The 18,719-nt window shown below is 53.3% G+C and carries 11 protein-coding genes and 1 pseudogene; 5 read left to right on the top strand and 7 right to left on the bottom strand.

Annotation, left to right across the window (positions count from 1 at the left end):
• Positions 1 to 35 precede the first annotated feature (35 nt).
• The 5 genes from H2Z84_RS12770 to H2Z84_RS12750 are packed head-to-tail and all read right to left on the bottom strand — an operon-like array spanning position 36 to position 3,998.
• A complete protein-coding gene (locus H2Z84_RS12770) occupies positions 36 to 1,295 on the bottom strand; it encodes an ABC transporter permease (protein ID WP_181836316.1) in 1,260 nt (419 codons plus the stop codon).
• The gene (locus H2Z84_RS12765; RefSeq protein ID WP_181836315.1) at positions 1,288 to 2,004 is read right to left on the bottom strand and encodes an ABC transporter ATP-binding protein; all 717 of its coding nucleotides are present in this window, start codon (positions 2,002 to 2,004) and stop codon (positions 1,288 to 1,290) included. Before H2Z84_RS12765 ends, H2Z84_RS12770 begins: the two co-directional genes overlap by 8 nt.
• 10 nt (positions 2,005 to 2,014) lie before the next feature.
• Positions 2,015 to 2,506 (bottom strand): DUF2796 domain-containing protein, encoded by a 492-nt coding sequence (locus tag H2Z84_RS12760; protein WP_181836314.1) that lies wholly within the window; start codon positions 2,504 to 2,506, stop codon positions 2,015 to 2,017.
• Positions 2,507 to 2,526: 20 nt separating this feature from the next.
• Positions 2,527 to 3,192, bottom strand: a complete 666-nt coding sequence (locus H2Z84_RS12755) for a DUF3299 domain-containing protein (RefSeq protein ID WP_181836313.1) — start codon at positions 3,190 to 3,192, stop codon at positions 2,527 to 2,529.
• A 14-nt stretch (positions 3,193 to 3,206) separates the two neighbouring features.
• Positions 3,207 to 3,998 (bottom strand): hypothetical protein, encoded by a 792-nt coding sequence (locus H2Z84_RS12750; protein WP_220272828.1) that lies wholly within the window; start codon positions 3,996 to 3,998, stop codon positions 3,207 to 3,209.
• 497 nt (positions 3,999 to 4,495) lie between these two features.
• Between H2Z84_RS12750 and H2Z84_RS12745 the strand changes: the two genes are divergently transcribed.
• Together H2Z84_RS12745 and H2Z84_RS12740 are read left to right on the top strand one after the other, a co-directional pair.
• Positions 4,496 to 6,253 (top strand): amidohydrolase, encoded by a 1,758-nt coding sequence (locus tag H2Z84_RS12745; RefSeq protein ID WP_220272827.1) that lies wholly within the window; start codon positions 4,496 to 4,498, stop codon positions 6,251 to 6,253.
• 205 nt (positions 6,254 to 6,458) lie between these two features.
• On the top strand, positions 6,459 to 8,438 hold the full coding sequence (locus H2Z84_RS12740; RefSeq protein ID WP_220272826.1) for an amidohydrolase: 1,980 nt from the start codon (positions 6,459 to 6,461) through the stop codon (positions 8,436 to 8,438).
• Positions 8,439 to 8,509: 71 nt separating this feature from the next.
• On the opposite strand, the gene H2Z84_RS21475 is transcribed toward H2Z84_RS12740, so the two are convergent.
• Complete coding sequence (locus tag H2Z84_RS21475; RefSeq protein ID WP_220272825.1) at positions 8,510 to 10,156, bottom strand: mechanosensitive ion channel family protein; 1,647 nt, start codon at positions 10,154 to 10,156, stop codon at positions 8,510 to 8,512.
• A 331-nt stretch (positions 10,157 to 10,487) separates the two neighbouring features.
• Entirely contained in the window at positions 10,488 to 13,394 is a 2,907-nt protein-coding gene (locus H2Z84_RS12730) for an HD domain-containing phosphohydrolase (RefSeq protein WP_181836310.1), read from the bottom strand.
• Positions 13,395 to 13,932: 538 nt separating this feature from the next.
• On the opposite strand from H2Z84_RS12730, the pseudogene H2Z84_RS21310 reads away from it, so the two are divergent.
• From H2Z84_RS21310 to H2Z84_RS12715, 3 genes and pseudogenes are all read left to right on the top strand, one after another.
• Positions 13,933 to 14,068, top strand: a pseudogene (locus H2Z84_RS21310) (transposase); the annotation flags it as partial.
• A 1,325-nt stretch (positions 14,069 to 15,393) separates the two neighbouring features.
• Positions 15,394 to 15,891 carry a 3'-5' exonuclease family protein gene (locus tag H2Z84_RS12720; protein WP_181836308.1) on the top strand — a complete coding sequence of 166 codons (498 nt, stop codon included), beginning with the start codon at positions 15,394 to 15,396 and terminating at the stop codon, positions 15,889 to 15,891.
• Positions 15,892 to 16,255: 364 nt separating this feature from the next.
• The gene (locus tag H2Z84_RS12715; RefSeq protein ID WP_181836307.1) at positions 16,256 to 17,983 is read left to right on the top strand and encodes a hypothetical protein; all 1,728 of its coding nucleotides are present in this window, start codon (positions 16,256 to 16,258) and stop codon (positions 17,981 to 17,983) included.
• Positions 17,984 to 18,719: the final 736 nt, after the last annotated feature.

Below are 18,719 nucleotides of genomic sequence, written 5' to 3'. Positions count from 1 at the left end.
CGAGGCGATTAACTGGCAGATAAATAAGCGGCAGGCTAAATTTTCTGGCTCAGGCCGTCGTTCAATGACATCCGGTAAGCGCGCCAGGCGGGAATGGCGCCGATCACTGCACCGGCCAGCAGGGTGGCTAGGAGTAGCCCGCATTCGCTGCGGGTGGGCCAATACAGGCTAATGTTCAGGCTGTATGTTTCGCGCAGGATCGGTCTGGCGATGAGGAGTGCAAGGTACAGCAGCGACATGCCCAGCAGGATGCCTATGCTGACCAGCCACAAGGTTTCGCCCATGACCAGCAAGAATATTTGCCATGCGCGCGCACCTACCGAGCGCAAGATGGCCATTTCCCGCCGCCGCTCGTCAAGACCGGTCAACAAGGCTGTCAGCATGCCCAGCAAGCCGATAACCATGACAAAGACCGATACGATCAGCAACGCCTGCTCAGCCACCTTCATCAGCTGCCACAGCTCAGACAGCGCGACACCCGGCATGATGGCCATCAGGGTTTCCTCACGATACTGATTGACCTTACGTTGATAGCTGAACAATGAGGTGCGCGATTTCAAGCCCACATAAAAAGCGGTAATGGTTTCCGGGGGCGGGATGGCGCGGTTTTCGTCGGCGGCGTAGATGCCTGTTGTGGACAGGATGGAGGCACTGCCAGATTGCCAGCCTTCGTGGATGGCGGTCAGGCCATCAAGCGATACATGCACGCTATCGTCAACCGGTGTGCCGGTGGGGGCCAGTACACCAACCACGGTAAAGGGCTGGTCGGAATGATCGCTGAGTGCGCCATCGCCACTGCCATGTGTCAGGACGATTTTTTGTCCCAGTACATAGTTACGCTTGTTGGCGACATTGGCACCCAGCACGGCATCATGGGTGTGCCGGAACATGCCCCCCCGCGTGAAGTGAAGCGGCTGCTCATCGCCATAACGCAAGTATTTGAAATAGTCGGCAGTAGTGCCCAGCACCGGAAAGCCTTTGAAGCTGTCGCCCAGCGAAATGGGTATGGTCCAGGCCACGCGCGGATCGTGCGCCAGTTTGAGATAGCTGTCCCAGCCGATATTGTTGGTGGCATTGCCAACCCGGAACACGCTATATAGCAGCAGCTGCACCGAGCCGGTACGTGAGCCCACGATCAGGTCGGTTCCGGACACCGTATTGCTGAAACTGTTTCTCGCTTCGGTGCGCAAGCGCTCCACGCCAACCAGCAGTAGGACGGACAGGGCCACGGTCAGGATGGCAAGCACCACGGTCAGGCGGCGGTTCAGCATGCTGAACAGAGCAATCCTAAACATGGCGGTTTACCGTGGCGTGATTGATTTCAGCAAGGCTGATACTGCGGTCAAAGGCAGTGGCCAAGTGCTGATCGTGACTGGCCAGCAAGACCGCCGTTTCATTTTCCTCGGCACACTCAAACAACAGTTCGATAAAGGCATTGCGTCGTTCGGCATCCAGCGCCGAGGTGGGTTCATCGGCAATCAGGATTTCCGGTGCGCCGATCAAGGCTCGTGCCAGCGCCACGCGTTGCTGCTGACCTACCGAAAGTGCCGTGGATGGTTTGTTGCGTACAGTCAGCAAATCGAGCCTTTCCAGTAAATGCAAGGCCTGGGCCCGCACATCGTTGGCCCGCTCCCTGCGTAGCCGGGAAAAGCGGCAAGGCAGCATGACGTTGTCGATGACCGACAGGTAGGGGAGCAGATTGAACTGCTGGAAAACATAACCCAGATGGCTGGCGCGGAACTGATCGCGCCCGCCGCCAGAGAGTGCAGCCAGGTTTTGCCCCAGGATGCTGATGCTGCCGGCTTGTGGCAGGTGAATCCCGGTGAGCAAGGACAGGAAGGTACTTTTGCCGCTGCCACTCGGGCCGTGCAAAAACAACCGTTCTGCCGGCTTCAGGGAAAAGGACGGGATGTGCAATACCGGCTGCTTGGTGCCGGGCCAGGCAAACTCAAGGCCCGCTACCTGGATCAATGCTGCGGTTTGACCGGGGGTGGCGTCTTGCATAGTGGCAGGCTTATTTCAGGCTCAGCTTCTGCCCAGGTAGCAGGGTTAGCTGCTTCTGTCTGCCGGGCAGTGCCAGATTGACCACCATTTTTTTATAGCGGGGGAAGTGTGCCCACGCGGTGAGCGTAATCTCTTGTGGTACTGCCGTGCAGACAAAGTCGTATTCGGCCTCGATCTCACTATGACCGGATGCCTTGAATTCGGGCATTTGTACCGTCTGCTGGCTAAGCCGGCAGCCGGCCGACGCATTCGGTACAAACAGCTTGCGCACATCCTGCATTTTGCGGCTGACTTCTTGCAAGGTGGCTTTTTCCTGTGCGGTCTTCGGGGCGTGTTCAAAGCCCAGAAGATTGTCTGCCGGTCCATCCAGTGCAATCACCAGCTTGTTGTCCTCGATGGCGATGTCCAGCTGGCCAACACCATGGACGTGAGCGGCATGATCTTCCGCCTGGCTGATGATAGGCAGCATGCCCAGCAATATGCAGCTTATGAACCGTTTCATGGTGCAGCCGTTCTCCATGCTTATGGTTTCTTCATTTCGCGCACGCTATCGGCCACCATGCTGTAGCCAACATTGATGTCTGACGAGCCATCCACCAGATAAAGATTGGCTTTGCTACTCTTTAGCTGCAGTTTTCCGGTAATGGTGACCGGCGCAAACAGGTCATTGCTGACCACATACCCCTGCGGGTAAGCCACCACCACCATCTGATTGGCAGGTGGCGGCGGGACATGAATGCAGGCACCCACCACCGGTACCAATAAAAATTCGGTAATTTTTTTGCCAGATTGTTTCAGCGGGAGCAAGTAGCCATCCAGTTCAATGCCCTGGCCATTGAGCGCGCTTACCATTTCTTCATTGCGTTTTTTTTCAAAGGCATTCACCTGGCTGACCAGTGGCATCAGGTCCTTGAGGTTTTCCTGGAGCAGTTGCGTGTCTCTTGCTGTCAGATCCGGTGGTTTTACCCGGCCTTCACGAAGCCAGTCATTCAATTGTTGCTGCTCTATGGCGCGCATCAGGCGGGCTTTTTGCGCCTTGTCAAAGCTGCTCAGCCTGCTGCGCAGTGCTGGCGCGTCGGGCTGCAAATCGGCCCATCTGACATGCCTGGCATCCGCTGCCTGCAGGTTAGCGCTCAGCAGCAATACAGCTAATAGGGCAGCAGCCTGCCTGATTGCTTTGATATGCATATCAATCATTCAAATCAGTTAGGGAACAGCAGGGTGATGGTGGTGCGTACACCCCAGCCATGGGGGGCGGTATCAGGGCTTTCGACCCAGTAATGCAGACCGCCGCCAATACTCACAGGCATGCCACCCAGCTTCAGTAGTTTGGATGCATTGACATTGACCGGGACAGACCATTGCGAATGCTTCCAGTCGTATGTCGATTCGGTATTAATTGCGTAAGTCCAGGCATCCGGAGTCGTGAAGCTGAGGAAGGGTTGCACAAATGTTGCGCTGATACCGTCGCGGTTTTGTGATCCGGCCACCGACCAGACATGGTTGGCCAGAATGCCATATGTCCAGCCATGCGACTGGCGCAGTACCACGCCGCTTGGCCCGGCTCCCCATTTGCGGGCAGTCAGCTCAGGCTCACTGCCCGTTGGCAGCAGGAAAACCGGCCCGGCTCCCCAGATCACACCATCGTCGCTCAACTGCCTGGGTGAAAAAAACAGGCTCTGGCTGATATCACCCAGCCCCGTTTGTGTGCCGGATCCTGGTGAAATATCCGTTTGGCTTACCAGTGGCACAATGGTTCTGGAAATCAGGTTCCAGTTTTCATTGACGGTAAACGGGACTACCGGCTGCAGGTTCAACTGGGTGCGGCTGCCGTCGCGTTGCGGACCGATTTTTGCATCGTAGTTGAACTGCAAGGGGACGCTGATCATGGCGGCTACCGGATTGCTCAGGCTGTTGGCCAGATCCAGATCGTTGTCGGCAGCTTGCCCCTGGCTGCTGGCCAGGCCAAGAGTCAGCCCAAGCAAGGCAAGCACAGAATGACCGCCAGATTTGTGTTTGTGAGATAAGGCCATGGCTATCCTTGTTGGTCAGATGATGTCGGACGGTCGCTATCAAAAAATGTGATGACTATGATCAAGTGAACTTGCCATCAGAATGGAAAATAATATTGGCATATAGTGGTGTGTTCAGCGATAGTGCCAACGAGTATGTCTTGCTGCAAAGATGCTTGTGTCTGTGTGCTGATTTGATGCTGCCGGCAAGTTTTGCGCCATGTCGTTACTGCTGCTTGGCACTGCGGCGTGCAGCACTAATCGATACATCAGGCTGAGGGATATCCTGTTGTTGTATTTGCAATGAATAATACATCAGCAAATATTATTGCAATCGTAATTTTTAGAATATTGTGCGAAAATTTTGCTAAAGTTTGACTTTATTATCTAATTAATTCATTTTTCATGAATTTATTTGGGAGATTGGCATGAGGCTTGGTTATATTGCTGCAGGTCTGTTGATTTCTTCATCATCTTGCATGGTCTTGGCCGCTCCCTTTGCCGACATCATCTATAGCGGCGGCGATATCGTGACGGTCAATGAGCTGCAACCTGGCGCAGAGGCTGTTGCAGTAAAAAATGGCAAGATCATCGCGGTGGGGGCGAAAGATGAGTTATTCAAGCTCAAAGGCAGCCAAACCAAGATGGTTGATTTGCAGGGCAAAACCCTTATTCCGGGTTTTATCGATGCTCATGGCCATGTATTCAATACCGGCGTGCAAGCCCTGTCAGCCAACTTGCTGCCCCAGCCGGATGGCAAGGTAAACAGCATACCCGCCTTGCAGCAGACCTTGCGTGAATGGGCCGCCGAGCCACAAAACAAGAAGCTGGGTGTGATTTTCGGTTTCGGTTATGACGACTCCCAGCTGGCCGAGCAGCGCCACCCCACCCGCGATGAGCTTGATGCTGTTTCCAAAGACCTTCCGGTCATCATCATTCACCAGTCGGGTCATCTTGCGGCCATGAACAGCAAGGCACTGGCCATGGTCGGCTATGGTGCGAGCAGCGCCGACCCGGCAGGTGGCAAGATCCGCCGCCGCGCAGGCAGCCCGGAGCCTGATGGTGTTCTGGAGGAAATGGCCTTCTTCCGGGTGCTGATTCCGCTATTTGCCAAACTCAGCCCCAAAGACAATGAAATGATCTTCAAAGCGGGCATGGATCTGTATACCCGCTTTGGCTACACCACGGCGCAGGAAGGCCGTGCCACGCCAGACTCGGTTAAAACCATGTATGGGCTGGCGCAAAAGGGCAAGCTGAAAATCGACGTGGCGGCCTATCCCGATATTCAGGGCGCACAGGAGGTCATCAAGGCGCCGTATCTGTCCCGAACCTACCATAATGGTTTTCGCGTAGCCGGGGCGAAACTGAATCTGGATGGCTCGCCGCAGGGTAAAACAGCCTGGCTCACCCAGCCGTATTTCGTCCCGCCCCAGGGCCAGAAGCCTGATTATCGTGGTTACGCCAGCATGAGTGATGCGGATGCACAGAAATATGTTGATCTGGCATTCAAGAATCATTGGCAGCTGCTGGCGCATGTCAATGGTGATGCGGCCATTGATCAATACATCAATGCGGTGCGTAAGGCCGAGGAAAAGTTTGGCAAGGGTGATCGCCGCATCGTGGCCATTCATGCGCAAACCGCACGGGAAGACCAGGTTCAGGCCTTCAAGGATCTGGACATCATGCCGTCGTTTTTCCCCATGCATACTTTCTACTGGGGTGACTGGCACAAGAATTCGGTGCTGGGTGACGAGCGCGCACAGAATATTTCCCCGACAGGCTGGGCGCTGGCACGCGGCATGATTTTTACCTCACACCATGATGCGCCGGTGGCCTTCCCCAATGCCATGCGGGTGTATTCGGCCACGGTCAACCGCGTTACGCGCTCTGGTGCGGTGCTCGGCCCCGAGCACCGCGTGTCGCCCTTGGTCGGTCTGAAGACCCAAACCCTGTGGGCGGCTTACCAGTACTTTGAAGAAGGGTCCAAAGGCTCCATCGAGGTGGGCAAGACCGCCGATTTCGTGGTGCTGTCGGCCAACCCGCTGAAGGGCGACCCGATGAAGATCAATGATATTCAGGTACTGCGCACCATCAAGGAAGGCAAGGTGATCTATCAGGCGGACAGCCAGGCCACCCAGGCGGCAAATAGCTGCAGTGGTTCGGATCGCTGCTTCACCCTTGCCAGTGCCACCATGATGCGTGGCGGACTGATACCCGCCTGCGTCCATACCTATTAAGCCACAGGCCATCATCACAAGAGCCATGGCTGGATAAGGCCCGCTACGCCAAGGCGAGCGGGCTTTTTACATAAGCAGGGTCGCGCCCCGGCTTTTGCTGGATGCCAGGCAGGGTAGTCCATTTTGTCTTGCCTCTTCACCTAAGGCTTAGAAAAACCATACGTTTCGTATGAATGGCTATTGCGATTAATACAGGAGTCACCGTATGTATTCACTCAAAAAAACGTGCGTTTTATTTGCCTTGAGCGGCCTTGCCCACATTGCCCTGGCAGATGGCTCGATGAATGAAGCGCTGGGCAAGGAGCTGGCCGAGCCGGCTGGCCCGGCGGCGGCGCAGGAAGTGGTGATATTCCCGGCCAGAAAAGTGATTACCATGGAGGCTTCGCAAAAAACGGCCGAGGCAGTGGCGATAAGTGGTAAGCGGTTTATTGGTGCTGGAACGGTCAGCCAGCTGACCAAGCTGGCCGGGGCGCGCCCGGTGCGTATTGATGACAGCCTGAAAGACAAGATCATCATGCCCGGTTTTATCGACCAGCATTTGCATCCGGTGCTGGGTGCCTTGACGCTGGCAACCGAGGTCATCGCCACCGAAGACTGGAATTTGCCAGGTCACAGCATCAAGGCGGCCTACACGCCGGAAGAGTACATGTCGCGCCTGAAAGCGGCAGAAAAGAACATGAGCAACCCGAATGAGCCGCTCGTCAGCTGGGGTTATCACAAACTGTGGCATGGCAAAATGAATCGCCAGATTCTGGACCAGATCAGCAGCACCCGTCCGATCATTATCTGGCAACGCTCCTGCCACGAGGTGTATTTGAATACTGCGGCACTCAAATTACTGGATATCTCGGCTCAGGATGTTCTGGGCAAGGGGACTGCCAGCCAGATGGTCAACTACCCCGAAGGCCATTTCTGGGAGCAGGGCTTCATGAGTACCAAAGTATTGCCGAGCTTTCTAAAAGTTGTGGCCACACCGGAGCGGCTGACCTTCGGGCTGAAGCAGATGGTGGCGTATGAGCACGCCAATGGGGTGACGGCCTATAACGAGCCTGGCGCGATTGTCACCCCGGAAATGTGGAAATTGTACGAGCAGATACTGGGTGCCAAAGATACACCGATGTATTCCACTTTCCTGGCGGATGGGCGCGGTATTGTCGACCAGGTAGGCATGGACAAGGCGCTGGATGTGGTGGAAGAAACGGTAGCCTCGGCTCCCGAGGCTCCTGGCAAGAAGCTGATGTTCTTCCCCAAACAGATCAAACTGTTTGCGGATGGGGCGATCATTTCCCAGTTGATGCAGATGAAAGAGCCTTATACCGATGGTCACCATGGGGAGTGGATGATCAATCCGGATGATCTGGAGCGTCGCGCCAAGCTATTCTGGGATGCAGGTTACCAATTGCACATCCATGTGAATGGAGACCTTGGGGCCGAGGTTGTGCTGGCGACGCTGGAAAAGCGGCTGAAAGAAAATCCGCGGCAGGACCACCGTTTTGTCGTGGTGCATTTTGCCAACTCCACGGAGACGCAGATCGCCCGTTTGGCCAAAGATGGCGCAATTTTCAGCGTGAATCCTTACTACCCGGTGGGTTTCGCCGACAAGTATGCCGACGGTTTGGGCAAGAAACGCGCTGACCTGATGGTGCGCAATGCATCGATCATCAAGCATACCCCGCATCTTTCTTTTCACTCTGATTTGCCGATGGCACCCTCCGACCCCCTGTACCTGGCCTGGGCGGGCGTCAACCGCATGACCCCCAGTGGCCGGATAGCCGCACCGGAACAGCGGATTTCTGTCGATGTGGCCTTGCGGGCAATCACGATTGAAGCGGCCTACTCATGGCGCAAGGAGGACCTGCTGGGCAGCATCAAGGCCGGCAAGATTGCCAACCTGACCGTGCTGGAGCAGGACCCTTACCAGGTGGACCCCAAAAAGCTGAAGGACATTCCCGTATGGGGAACGGTATTTGAAGGCAAGGTCTATCCGGTGCCGGCAGAAAACAAGCGTGCGCTGGTGCGCGATGATGGGCCGGTAAAAGCCAGACTGGCCACGCTGTATCACCATGCCGCGCCCTTGTCCGATCCGCTTGATCCGCTGGCGGCCAATACCGAAAACTGCCAGCTGGGCGTGATCGCGGAAGGGGCAGGGGTTGCCTATGCCCAGAATCTGGCAGAAGCACATTGACGCGCCAGACAAAACAGCAGGGCTGAGCTGGTTGTGCCGATGGGGTGGCGGGCTGCATGCTCGCCACTTTGCTAGGTATCCGCAGCGGACTGGTCCGGGCTTGCCGGCGTCAGATACCAGTTCTCAGGTTTTACCACCTTGGCCGCTGCGGTATCGGCCATGTAGTGCGGCGACATGATCTGCACATCGTATCGATTGAAAACATCCTGAATATTGGCATGCAGCATGGTCAGGATTTCTGCACGCGGGCGAGGCTGTGCCGGTATGGCCTGGGCTACCAGTCGGTATTCCGGGTAAAAATCCGACAGGGCGGTCTGAAACACAAAGGGTGGCGGCGTTTCCAGAATGCCTGGCGTCAGTTTGGCGGCTTCGAGCAGCATGGCCTCCACTTGCCGCCACGGGGTGTCGTAGCCGATGGTGACTGTGGTATCGATGATATAGCCCGCGCCCTTGACGGTACGGGAGTAGTTTTTGGTCACCGTGCCGGTAATCATCGAATTGGGCAGGCAAAGCTCCTCGCCCAGCCCGGTGCGAATGCGCGTGGTGAACATTCCCATGGCGACCACGGTGCCTTCATGTTCGCCGATGCGCACGTATTCGCCGGGGCGCAGGGTGCGGGTATAGGTCAGGATCAGCCCGGCAGCCCCCTGGCCGACCAGGCTGGAACTACCCAGCGACACCATGATGCCCAGCAAGACGGAGAGTCCCTTGAAGGCCTCGCTCTGTGAGCCGGGCAGATAGGGATAGGCCATCGCAACGGCAAACAGCCAGATGGCAATACTGAACAGGCGGCGGGTCGTTGGCATGGTTTCCCGGGTGAGCCAGCTGATAGGCTGATCGGCGTGGGCCATGCGTTCAAGTATCTGCCCCGTGAGCTTGCTGCCAAGTCGGGCCAACAGAAAAATGACCAGTGCAATGCCCAGCCCCGGGATGGCGGAGACAATGCTGCCAAATACTTCCGCCAGAATGCCCATCAGATAGCCATTCAGGCTTTCGCCCCAGGGGCGGGTGTAGGGAAATTGCCGGAAAGCAAAACTTAACCACTCATAGGTCAGCAACACCATGAGCAGCCAGTGCAGGACAATCAGCAGGCGTCCCAGCACCGGCAGCAGATACTGAATATCCAGAATCTGGGTATTGCCAATGCGCAGTTTCCTGACCTGGTGTGCGGCCCGCCGCATCAATAGCGCGCCTAGCCAAACCCGGACTTTGCTGATGATCCACAGCAAAAGCAGGTAGCAGGCCGTTGCTGCCAGCGCATACAGGCAGGCAAGCAGGATAGAGTGCATATTGCGCGATTCACGGGTTTCGCTGACGACCTGGCTCAGTTGGCTTGCCGCTTCCTGGGCTACGCTGACCGGCGTCTGCCCCAGCAGCGGATCGGCATCCCCCGCCGTGACGGCAAATGCCATGCGCTTGCCTATCATGACCAGCTGCCCTTCGGGATTGCTCTTGATCGAGACGGTCTGGTCTTCGCCATTGCTAAGGAGGTTTTCCAGCAAGGCATGGGCACGCTCGGCCCGTATCGCGGGCGGGGCACCAAGAAAGTCGGCCTTGAAGGTCATCACCTGACGATTGAATACCACCAGGGTCGCTTCTTCATTTGGCTGTAATGGCGGGTTTGGCTGTTTGCCGCCAGGTGTGGTGATGGCCGATGCGGACAAGGAAACTAACAAACTGGCCAGTGTAGCCAGCCAAAAAAACAAGCGTGGGCGCACGATACTTCCCCTGATGAATCGTTACAAACTGTATTGATTACTACCCCTTTGTCAGTCCTGCGCTGACAGCTGGCAAAGTAATGCGGAATCCATGGCACCTATGGTGAGTTTCTGATCTGCGCTATCCATCAGTGCATGTCAATAAAGCGGGTAGGTACGCTGATTGGAATAATCTGGTTTTTGCCATGATGACACACGGTGGCATTGGGCATGCCAGCTGGATCGCTGTCGTTCAACATAGATCAATCAGTACACCCTTGCCGGTACGCAACACGCTGTCGGCTCTCCCTGTCGCGGCAACTTGCAGCATTTTGCCCAATTAGCAGATTTTTCAGCTAGCGGGCTGCTCAAGGTAGGTGCTGATATCTACCTCGTCTATCTGTTCTGCTGCCATGTGGCGCTGCGCATAGTCCAGATAAATCCCTGAGCGCAGGAACAGGTCGAACAGGTCGGGATCAATGTGTTGGTCTTTCTTCATGAACGACATGATGCGAATGGCTTCGGACAGGGTCTTGCCATTTTTGTATGGCCGGTCACCTGCCGTCAGGGCTTCGAAAATGTCGGCAATGGCCATCATGCGTGCCGTCCAGCTCATTTGGTCGCGTGTGAGTTGGCGTGGATAGCCGCTGCCGTCCATCTTTTCGTGATGCCCGCCGGCGATTTCCGGAATGCGGCGCAGGTGTCGTGGCAGCGGCAGCTTGTTCAGCATGATGATGGTCTGGATGATGTGCTCGTTGATCTTGTAGCGCTCTTCATCAGTCAAGGTGCCGCGCCCGATGGACAGGTTGTATAGCTCGCCCCGGTTATACAGATCGGCTGGCACACGAGTGCGGAACCCCATGTCCTCAGGTGGCTTGTCGTGATCAGGACGCGGGTCGATATGTTCGGGTTTGTCCGCCAGAACCTTTTCCCATGCGGGCAATTGCTCCGGACCGGTGGCCTCTTTGGCATCGCGCTCGCGCCGGCTGATGCCGATCCGGTCGCTGAGGGTACGCAGCCAGCGGCGTGCGGAAATGCTCTGCAGTCGAGTTATTTTGTCTGGGCTCATGAATTCGCCCCCCTCATTGCAACTGGCAACAAAGGCAAATTCCGCATCCAGTTCTGCCAGTTGGTGGGCCAGCATGTCTTGCTGTGTCGCGGCATCCTCACCAGTGGCCATGGCCTTCCAGCAGGCCAGTTCGGCATCGCGTTTGAGTACCTCGAAGCGCATGCGCACTTCGTGCAGGCGGTCACACAAGGTTTCCAGCTTGGTGGCCTTATCGACGACATATTCCGGGGTGGTGACTTTGCCGCAGTCGTGCAGCCAGGCTGCAATATGCAGCTCTTCCCATTCTTCTTCCGAGAGGGTAAATCTGCCAAATACACCGTCTTGCTCTCGACAAGCAGCTTCGGCCAGCAGGCGGGTCAGTTCGGGTACGCGCTGGCAGTGGCCTCCGGTATACGGGCTTTTGGTGTCGATGGCACCGGCGATCAACTGGATAAATGCCGCCAACAGGGCTTTTTGCTCTTCAATCAGTTGTTGGGTATGTACCGCGACCGAGGCCGTACTGGATAGCGCCTGAGCAAAGGCGCGCAATTCCGGGCCTAGCGGCTGTCTCGCTTCGTCGACAAACAGCGCCAGCACACCAAGCAGTTGCTGTTGACGGTCGTGCAGCGGCAGGGCTAGCAGGGTGAAGGCCTTGTCCGCTACCGGTTGGCTGACAAACTGCTGCAGCTCCTTGGCTTGCAGCAAGCGGACATGCTCGGATTGCTGCAGGGCTTCCAGCAGGGGATGCTGGAGCTGCTCCAGTGACAAGATGGGATAAGTGGTGGGGTCGCTGTTGATGAGGGTGTCTTGCCAGAGCGCATGGCTGGCATGCAAGGCCTGTGCATCATGATCCACCAGATAGATGATGCCGCCATCGGCATGGGTGAGCTGTTTCATTTCACGCAGGATGCGCTCAAGCAAGTGCTGGAAATTGCTCTCGTTGGCAAGGTCTTTGGACAAGGCGAGAAACTGGCGGATCGTGGTTTTCATGCTGTCCATGGCCCGTGCCAGATCGTTCACTTCGGTAATGTGCGTATCAATGTCGATTGCGTCGGCGAACTCGAAATGCTGGATCTTTCTGGCTTCTCCGGCCAGTGCGCGCAGGGGCGTCGAGGCCATGCGTGCCAGGTGCCAGGCCAGTGCGACCCCGCCGAGCAGCAAGACAAGCGAGATCGCCATGCTTTGCTTGCGAATGGTGATGGCCTCGGCCAGCAATTCGCCATGGGGCGCGGCGATTAACAGCGTCAGCGGTTTGCTACCTGGCAGCGGAATCTGGCGTGATGTGCCTTGCCAGTCTTCCCCGTTTATCTGGAAGGAAAGGCTGCTGCTGTTCTGCTGTTTGACCCGCAGGGACAGCGCGTTCAGTGCTGGTGCGGCCAGCTCGTCCAACCGGGGTGTCCGCAGCGTGCCATCGGCCTGTTTGATCCCCTTGGGCAAACCTTGTTGCCAGGCAATGACGGCGCCATCGCCACTCACCAGTGCCAGGCTGGTATGGGGTGTGATGCGCGATTGCTGCAAGGCAAGGCTTACCGTGTCCAGCCGAATATCCACGCCGATCACGGCTTGTTCGTTCTGGCTGCGTTGTGACAGCGTGATACCACTGCGGCCCGTGGTAAAGAAAAGGTAGGGCGCAGATGCGACCATATCCGTACTGCTGATGGCATGCTGATACCAGCTACGGCTGCGGGTGTCGAGGCGGTAGTCTGGGCGGGGTTCATCCGCCAGCATTTTCTGTCTGGCATCGAAATACAGGAAGCGGCCCGTTTGCCGTTCCATGCTCTGTACGATAAAGGCGGTACCTGCTGGTGCGTGAAAGATCGCCGAAGGGTTATTGTCCGGCTCGAAGCGCCGGATCAGGAAAAAGTCACCATTTGCATAGCCGATAAAGCTGGCGGCGATTTCCGGTTGATGCGCCATGCCGCTCACCAGGTAGGGCAGGCTGTCCAGTCTTTCGGTTAGCGTTGTTGCCTTCATCAGGCGCTGATGGCTAAGCAAGTCGACGAAACTCGCCGCAGGTTGCGACAGGCCGTTCATCTGCAGCTGTGCCCGTTCGCCGATCAGCTTCATTTTGGTGTCGGCGGCATCAAGCAGAATACGGGTGTTTTCCCGGAAATAGAGGAAATTACTGCATAGGGCGAAAAGCAGTATCAAGCCAATGAAGAAGCAGGCGATATGCAGTTGCAGGGAAATGGCACGCTTGGTAAAGGGCATGTCGGCTCATTGGCGGTGTACATATCCAATACTATAGCCCTGGCAGAAAATTTTTACGCAATAAGCATTAAATGCCGGGGCAATGTACAAATCCGCATGCGGCCATCTCCAGGCGGAATGTGCAGGGTGGTGGTGCATGATGGGTGAGCCATGGCCGCGTTGGGCAATGGGTGGCGAGGCGCGTGCGGGAAGTTGAGTCACCTGGACTCTTTTCTACCGCGTAATGCACTAGCTGTGAGCAAATGCCAAACCCCCGCAGGGCGGGGGTTCGGGGTGGCGTACTTTGCCAATTAAGCTTGGGCGTATCTCACAGTGGTTATGTGTAGCTGTGAGGTTTCTTTTTTGTACTAATGTTAATTAATTCAATGTATTGTGTTTATTTAATTTTATTTTGTAAAGTAATTTGTTAAATTTTTTTTGATCCGGTGATGAATTTTTACACTTTGCCTTTTGTGTGGCTTTGTTGCACAAATCGAGGCTTGCGTTTGCTCGGTAGAGTGATGGTAAGAGCAAGCCCCTCCCTTTCAAGTACCAAACCATCAACCGGCAGGCCTACAACCAGTCCTTCAAGCAACGAGGGCAGCTCCTTACTTTGGCTCGACAAAACCATGAGCTGGCATGCGCCGGCCACCGGCAAACGGGGGCGGCAGCCAACTTTCTCCGATGCTGCCATTGGCCAAGTTCTGCATGGCTGCACCGCGCGTGGGCAGCCTGGCCAGCAACATGCCGAGGCAAATCCTTCTTTGCAGCAGATTTCGGCGAGCAAGACAGCTGTGTCGGTAACGTGAGGCCAGATCTAGGCCCTTGTGCTGATACTGGCCAGACAAAGTCAATCCATGAAGGGCTTCAGTGGGTAAGCCTTTCGCAGTACTTTCCATAAAGTTGATCTACAACTAGGCGGGCCTTATCTTTAGCAGCAATTCAGCTTAGCGGTCATTCATGACAAAGCGTTATAATCACTTCTGCCGGCCAGAAGGTGCCCACGGAGACCCTTCCACGAAGGCAACATGTTCGGCGTTACCAATATCAATTGGTATACAGACCCCAGCGTCCGTTTAAACACTGTTAGGCACTCTGCCGTGGGAGCAATGTGAGAAATTGGGATGTATTTATTAGTATACAAGCCGAAAAAAACGGGAAGATAGCCCAACGTGAATTGGCGTCACTTCTGCAAGAGTGCGAAGCGATTTCCAAGAAAATTGGAGAATGCATAGATCTGATCCTGAATAGGACAACTCGAAGCGAGTTGAGAGATGGAACAACACTACATGTTGTTAGGAGTGATGAGTCTCTCAGGGAGTGGGAGGCAACCTTCTCTGTGGTTAATATGGCGGCCACACCAATCATCTTCCTTATCTGCGGGGGTTATTACTTGCAAGCGATTTGCTTGGTACGACAAGAGTTCGAAGGTATTGCCCAATTCAGGCACATTCTTGAAAAATCGCGAACAACCAATAGGGCACCAAATATCAAGCACATCGATGAAAAACTTCGACGGCTATATAGTGACCTATCGAAAGGTGCACATATTGCGAGCCATGATGCGGCATGTTTGCAAGCGCCTCCCCCGAATGGGATTGGGTCAATACTCGCAGTGCTTCCTCATGGTCCAAGTCTGCTGCCTGTCTATTCAAGGGAGGTTGGCTCTTCGATACTGGAGATTCACCGAGATTTGAGGTTGACACTCTTCGAGCACCTGAGAGAACACACGAATGCGATCGATGAATAGGATATTGGAAAAACAAACTCGCCATACAGTAAGTTTGTCTATAGATGGTCTCAAGAAGCAAAGCCAGAGACAAATTCGATAGACATTACCCTCCCGGGAATGGCACCAAGTTATTCCGCAAGATCATCATGGAGGGTATTCCCCGATGGGTTGACTACCCGGATGGAACCATCTTCATAGCTCTTGCAACAGCTTTGGCATGCCATCTCAGTACTGGCGACACCCCCGATTGAATAGTATGTGACTTTGAAGAGATCAATAACCAAAAATATGCGCTTGTTTCTCGACACAGAATACACTGGGCAAGGCCAATCGGTACCTCGACTGATTTCTTTGGCTGTGGTGGCGGAAGATGGTCGCCGAGAATGGTATGTCGAACTCGCCGATGGCTGGACAGAAGACGGTTGTACCGAATTCGTCCGTCGTGAAGTGCTGCCACACCTGCTCGGTCCGCGTATGACATGGACCGAGGCCAGAGCTTCACTTCTGGTATGGATGGCAGCCGCTCCACGCCACTGCATTGCCGCTTGTGATGCCGAACAGGATTTTCAGTACTTGCTTCAGCTATTAGGTCATTACCCTGAGAATCTTGCCTCCGAGCGGCTGGATCTCGCCCCATTCATCAATACGGGTGCCTATCACCACGCCGTGGAGAAATACCATAGTAAGCCAGGACGCCCTTGGCATCATGCGTTACATGATGCTCGCTCATATCGATTAGGTTGGCTTGCATACCAGGCAAACTCAGCAAAGAATTCGCCGAAATGATCATGATAGATGTCACTGCACGTAACCTATTGGCCAGACCTGTCAGAAATGGTATTTCAACAGCCTGTTAGATACATGCTAATGACTTTAATATCAACTTTTATACTATTCCAAGGAATAAGCACAACGATTTGAAGAGAAAAGTTATAATGTAAATTCGATTAAACCATACGCGGCTCTTCTTCTAGTGTGGGTGCCTGTCAAGATGATTTACTCATTGAGAGGGTGCCATATGTTTTACAAATATAAAATCTGTGCATTTTACTAAAATTACGCGGCCTCCTCAGTTCTGTCAATAATTTTAGTTCACCACTTCTAAAGAAATCACTCAACATTAATGGCTTCTGATTAAGACTGTCAAAATATGAAAAGAAAAAAGAGCGAAGACATAAAGACCATAATGAAGAATATTTACCCGTCTCTTGGTTTAATATCTTGGGCGAGAAGTAAGGGGACATTTGGGTGGATTGCTGCGTTAGGGTTTGCGCTAATTATTGGTTTTTTCACAATTTTCGATGCGGCCAAAATCCCATTTGTATCAGATATTCTAAATAAAGTCTATGAACGCCCCTTGCCGGCCTCGTCATCAAAAAAACTCACTGTTGCTATTGTGCACATAGATGGGGATCAGAATGATGAAGTGCAAAAGATGATTGTTCACTCTCTAATAGACGTGCCTGGGTTTGAAGTAGTCCGATTCGATCGGCATATTGATATATTGACTACCGATGATCCAAGTACTGCAGAGGAGAACTCTAAGAAAATTGCAAAAAAATTATTAATTGAAGCTCAGGCTGACTTGTTAATTTGGGGATATGTACTTGCGGATAAAGAAAAAACCGTTAGAGTCATGCTTTCCCCCAGATTGGTTGATACTAAGTTTGACACAAAAATCCCCTCGGACCTTGCTGCAGAATTTCCCGTGAGTGCACACGCTGTCTTTGAAAGCGCCGTAAAGACGCAGATCCTAGCCTACGTTTCTCAAATTGATCCAAGCAAATATGTCTACCCAGAACTTGAAAAATTAATAAGCAAATTAGAGCTAGCAATCAAAGGGTGGCCTAACGGTGCGGGGAAGGCAAGCATGCAAATATCTCTAGGAAGTGCATATCATGTCTATGCCTCTCAAACGGGTGACATCGCCGCATTAAAAAAAGCAGCAACATATTACCAAGAAGCGGTCGATCATACTGATGATGTTATGGTTAAAAGTGAGGCACTCAATCAACTTGGTGCGACTCAACGAGAGCTTGGCGAGAGATTGCAGGATGAGCCGACCCTGCAAGCAGCAATTGATTCATACAAAAAAGCCATGCAGTATATTTCGGCATCCAAGACTCCGCTAGCTTGGGGCTCTCTTAATAGCAATATTGGAATAATCCAAAATATCATCTCGAAAATAAAGATAAATAGCGATATTTCACGACAATCTATTATTTCGCACAAAGCTGCTCTTACCGTATTTTCCCGTGAAAACGATCCGGAAAATTGGGCTCTTATTCAAATGAGCTTAGGGAATTCATTAACGACACTGGGAGGTATTGAGAAAAGTGAGCCATCCCTGCAGGAAGCTTTGTTTGCATATAATAAATCTCTAATTGTAAATAACAAAAAAGATCATCCATACTATTGGGCAATGGTTAAAAATAATCTTGCTGCTACGTATTTGAGTCTGGCTGATGTTTCTAAAAACAAACATTATCTTTTTGATGCAAGAAATGAATTAAATGATGCATTGCAAGTGTATTCTAAGAGTGATACACCTCTATATTGGGGTATGGCAAAACACAACCTTGGGCTTATTGCTTACCAGCAAGCTATGCTTGAACATGATGTGGGAAAGCTAAACGAGGCAAATGATTTATATATTGAGGCATTGAGTGCGCGTACGAAAGATCGCTCTCCGGGTGCCTGGTCAGAGACTGAATTTGCTTTGGCGGAAAGTCTTGCAACTCTAGGTGCGGTTGTGCAGGACAAAAAAATTCTTAGGCAGGCAGCCGAATCTTATAAACTGTCACTAACTGTAAAGAGTTTCCGTGATGAAATGGCAAAGAATGCCTTGGTGAATATTAATGAGGACCTAAATAAATGATGACTTATGCAGCAATATAGTATATTCAATGTTTATTGAAATCCTATGATTAGTGGCAAAAAGAAAGGCGCGACTTCTAGTTAGTAGCAGTCCTCTTCCTCATAGTGAGTGATCGTCCATTTGGTGAGATCCATGAGACGAACTGCCATGAGCAGCTCAAATCGATTCATTGTAGACAGATAACTTAGGAGAGACTTTACGGAAGCTTGTGTGAATAAAGTAGTTATTGATATCTGGGTGTTACCGACGTCCCCCCAGTATTGAGTAGCGCGTTCATCTTCATCTAGTCTCCATCATTGGCACTAATGCTTATGACATATAGAGCTGCAGGTTGCAAATGCATATAACCAATGCCGACGCTACCTAACCCAAGACCACAAACATCTCACACACGTCGAGCTCGGCGTGTTAGCTGCCCCCCCCCTAGAAGGCGAGACCGGCCTCCCTCTGATCTGCACTACGCCGCCGCCCCCCACATTCCTTCAACGGCCCCAGTGATTGGATTGAGCAATACAACTGACTGCGCCGCAATTTTCATGACAAAATATAGAATAAGTTGCACATGGCATGTTGCAGTGCTGCCACCGCAGGTGCCGCACCTGTACACCCTAGAGCCTGTTCGCGATCACGCGAGCAAGAGCGAGACAAGAGGGAAACGGCTGAGAAAGCGGAATGTACACGTGGTACATGAGCATTTTCGAAGTGGTTTTCAATGCTGTATCGCCACCGTGCAACA

It is taken from the genome of Aquitalea aquatica, assembly GCF_013911085.1.
Taxonomy (GTDB): domain Bacteria; phylum Pseudomonadota; class Gammaproteobacteria; order Burkholderiales; family Chromobacteriaceae; genus Aquitalea; species Aquitalea aquatica.
The sequence above is the reverse complement of the archived record's forward strand: the minus strand, read 5'-3'. Positions and strand labels throughout refer to the sequence as shown.

Coding starts and splice junctions, on each gene's coding strand:
- H2Z84_RS12770 (WP_181836316.1), bottom strand. CDS start 1,295: ATGTTTAGGATTGCTCTGTTCAGCATGCTGAACCGCCGCCTGACCGTG.
- H2Z84_RS12765 (WP_181836315.1), bottom strand. CDS start 2,004: ATGCAAGACGCCACCCCCGGTCAAACCGCAGCATTGATCCAGGTAGCG.
- H2Z84_RS12760 (WP_181836314.1), bottom strand. CDS start 2,506: ATGAAACGGTTCATAAGCTGCATATTGCTGGGCATGCTGCCTATCATC.
- H2Z84_RS12755 (WP_181836313.1), bottom strand. CDS start 3,192: ATGCATATCAAAGCAATCAGGCAGGCTGCTGCCCTATTAGCTGTATTG.
- H2Z84_RS12745 (WP_220272827.1), top strand. CDS start 4,496: ATGGTCTTGGCCGCTCCCTTTGCCGACATCATCTATAGCGGCGGCGAT.
- H2Z84_RS12740 (WP_220272826.1), top strand. CDS start 6,459: ATGTATTCACTCAAAAAAACGTGCGTTTTATTTGCCTTGAGCGGCCTT.
- H2Z84_RS12730 (WP_181836310.1), bottom strand. CDS start 13,394: ATGCCCTTTACCAAGCGTGCCATTTCCCTGCAACTGCATATCGCCTGC.
- H2Z84_RS12720 (WP_181836308.1), top strand. CDS start 15,394: ATGCGCTTGTTTCTCGACACAGAATACACTGGGCAAGGCCAATCGGTA.
- H2Z84_RS12715 (WP_181836307.1), top strand. CDS start 16,256: ATGAAAAGAAAAAAGAGCGAAGACATAAAGACCATAATGAAGAATATT.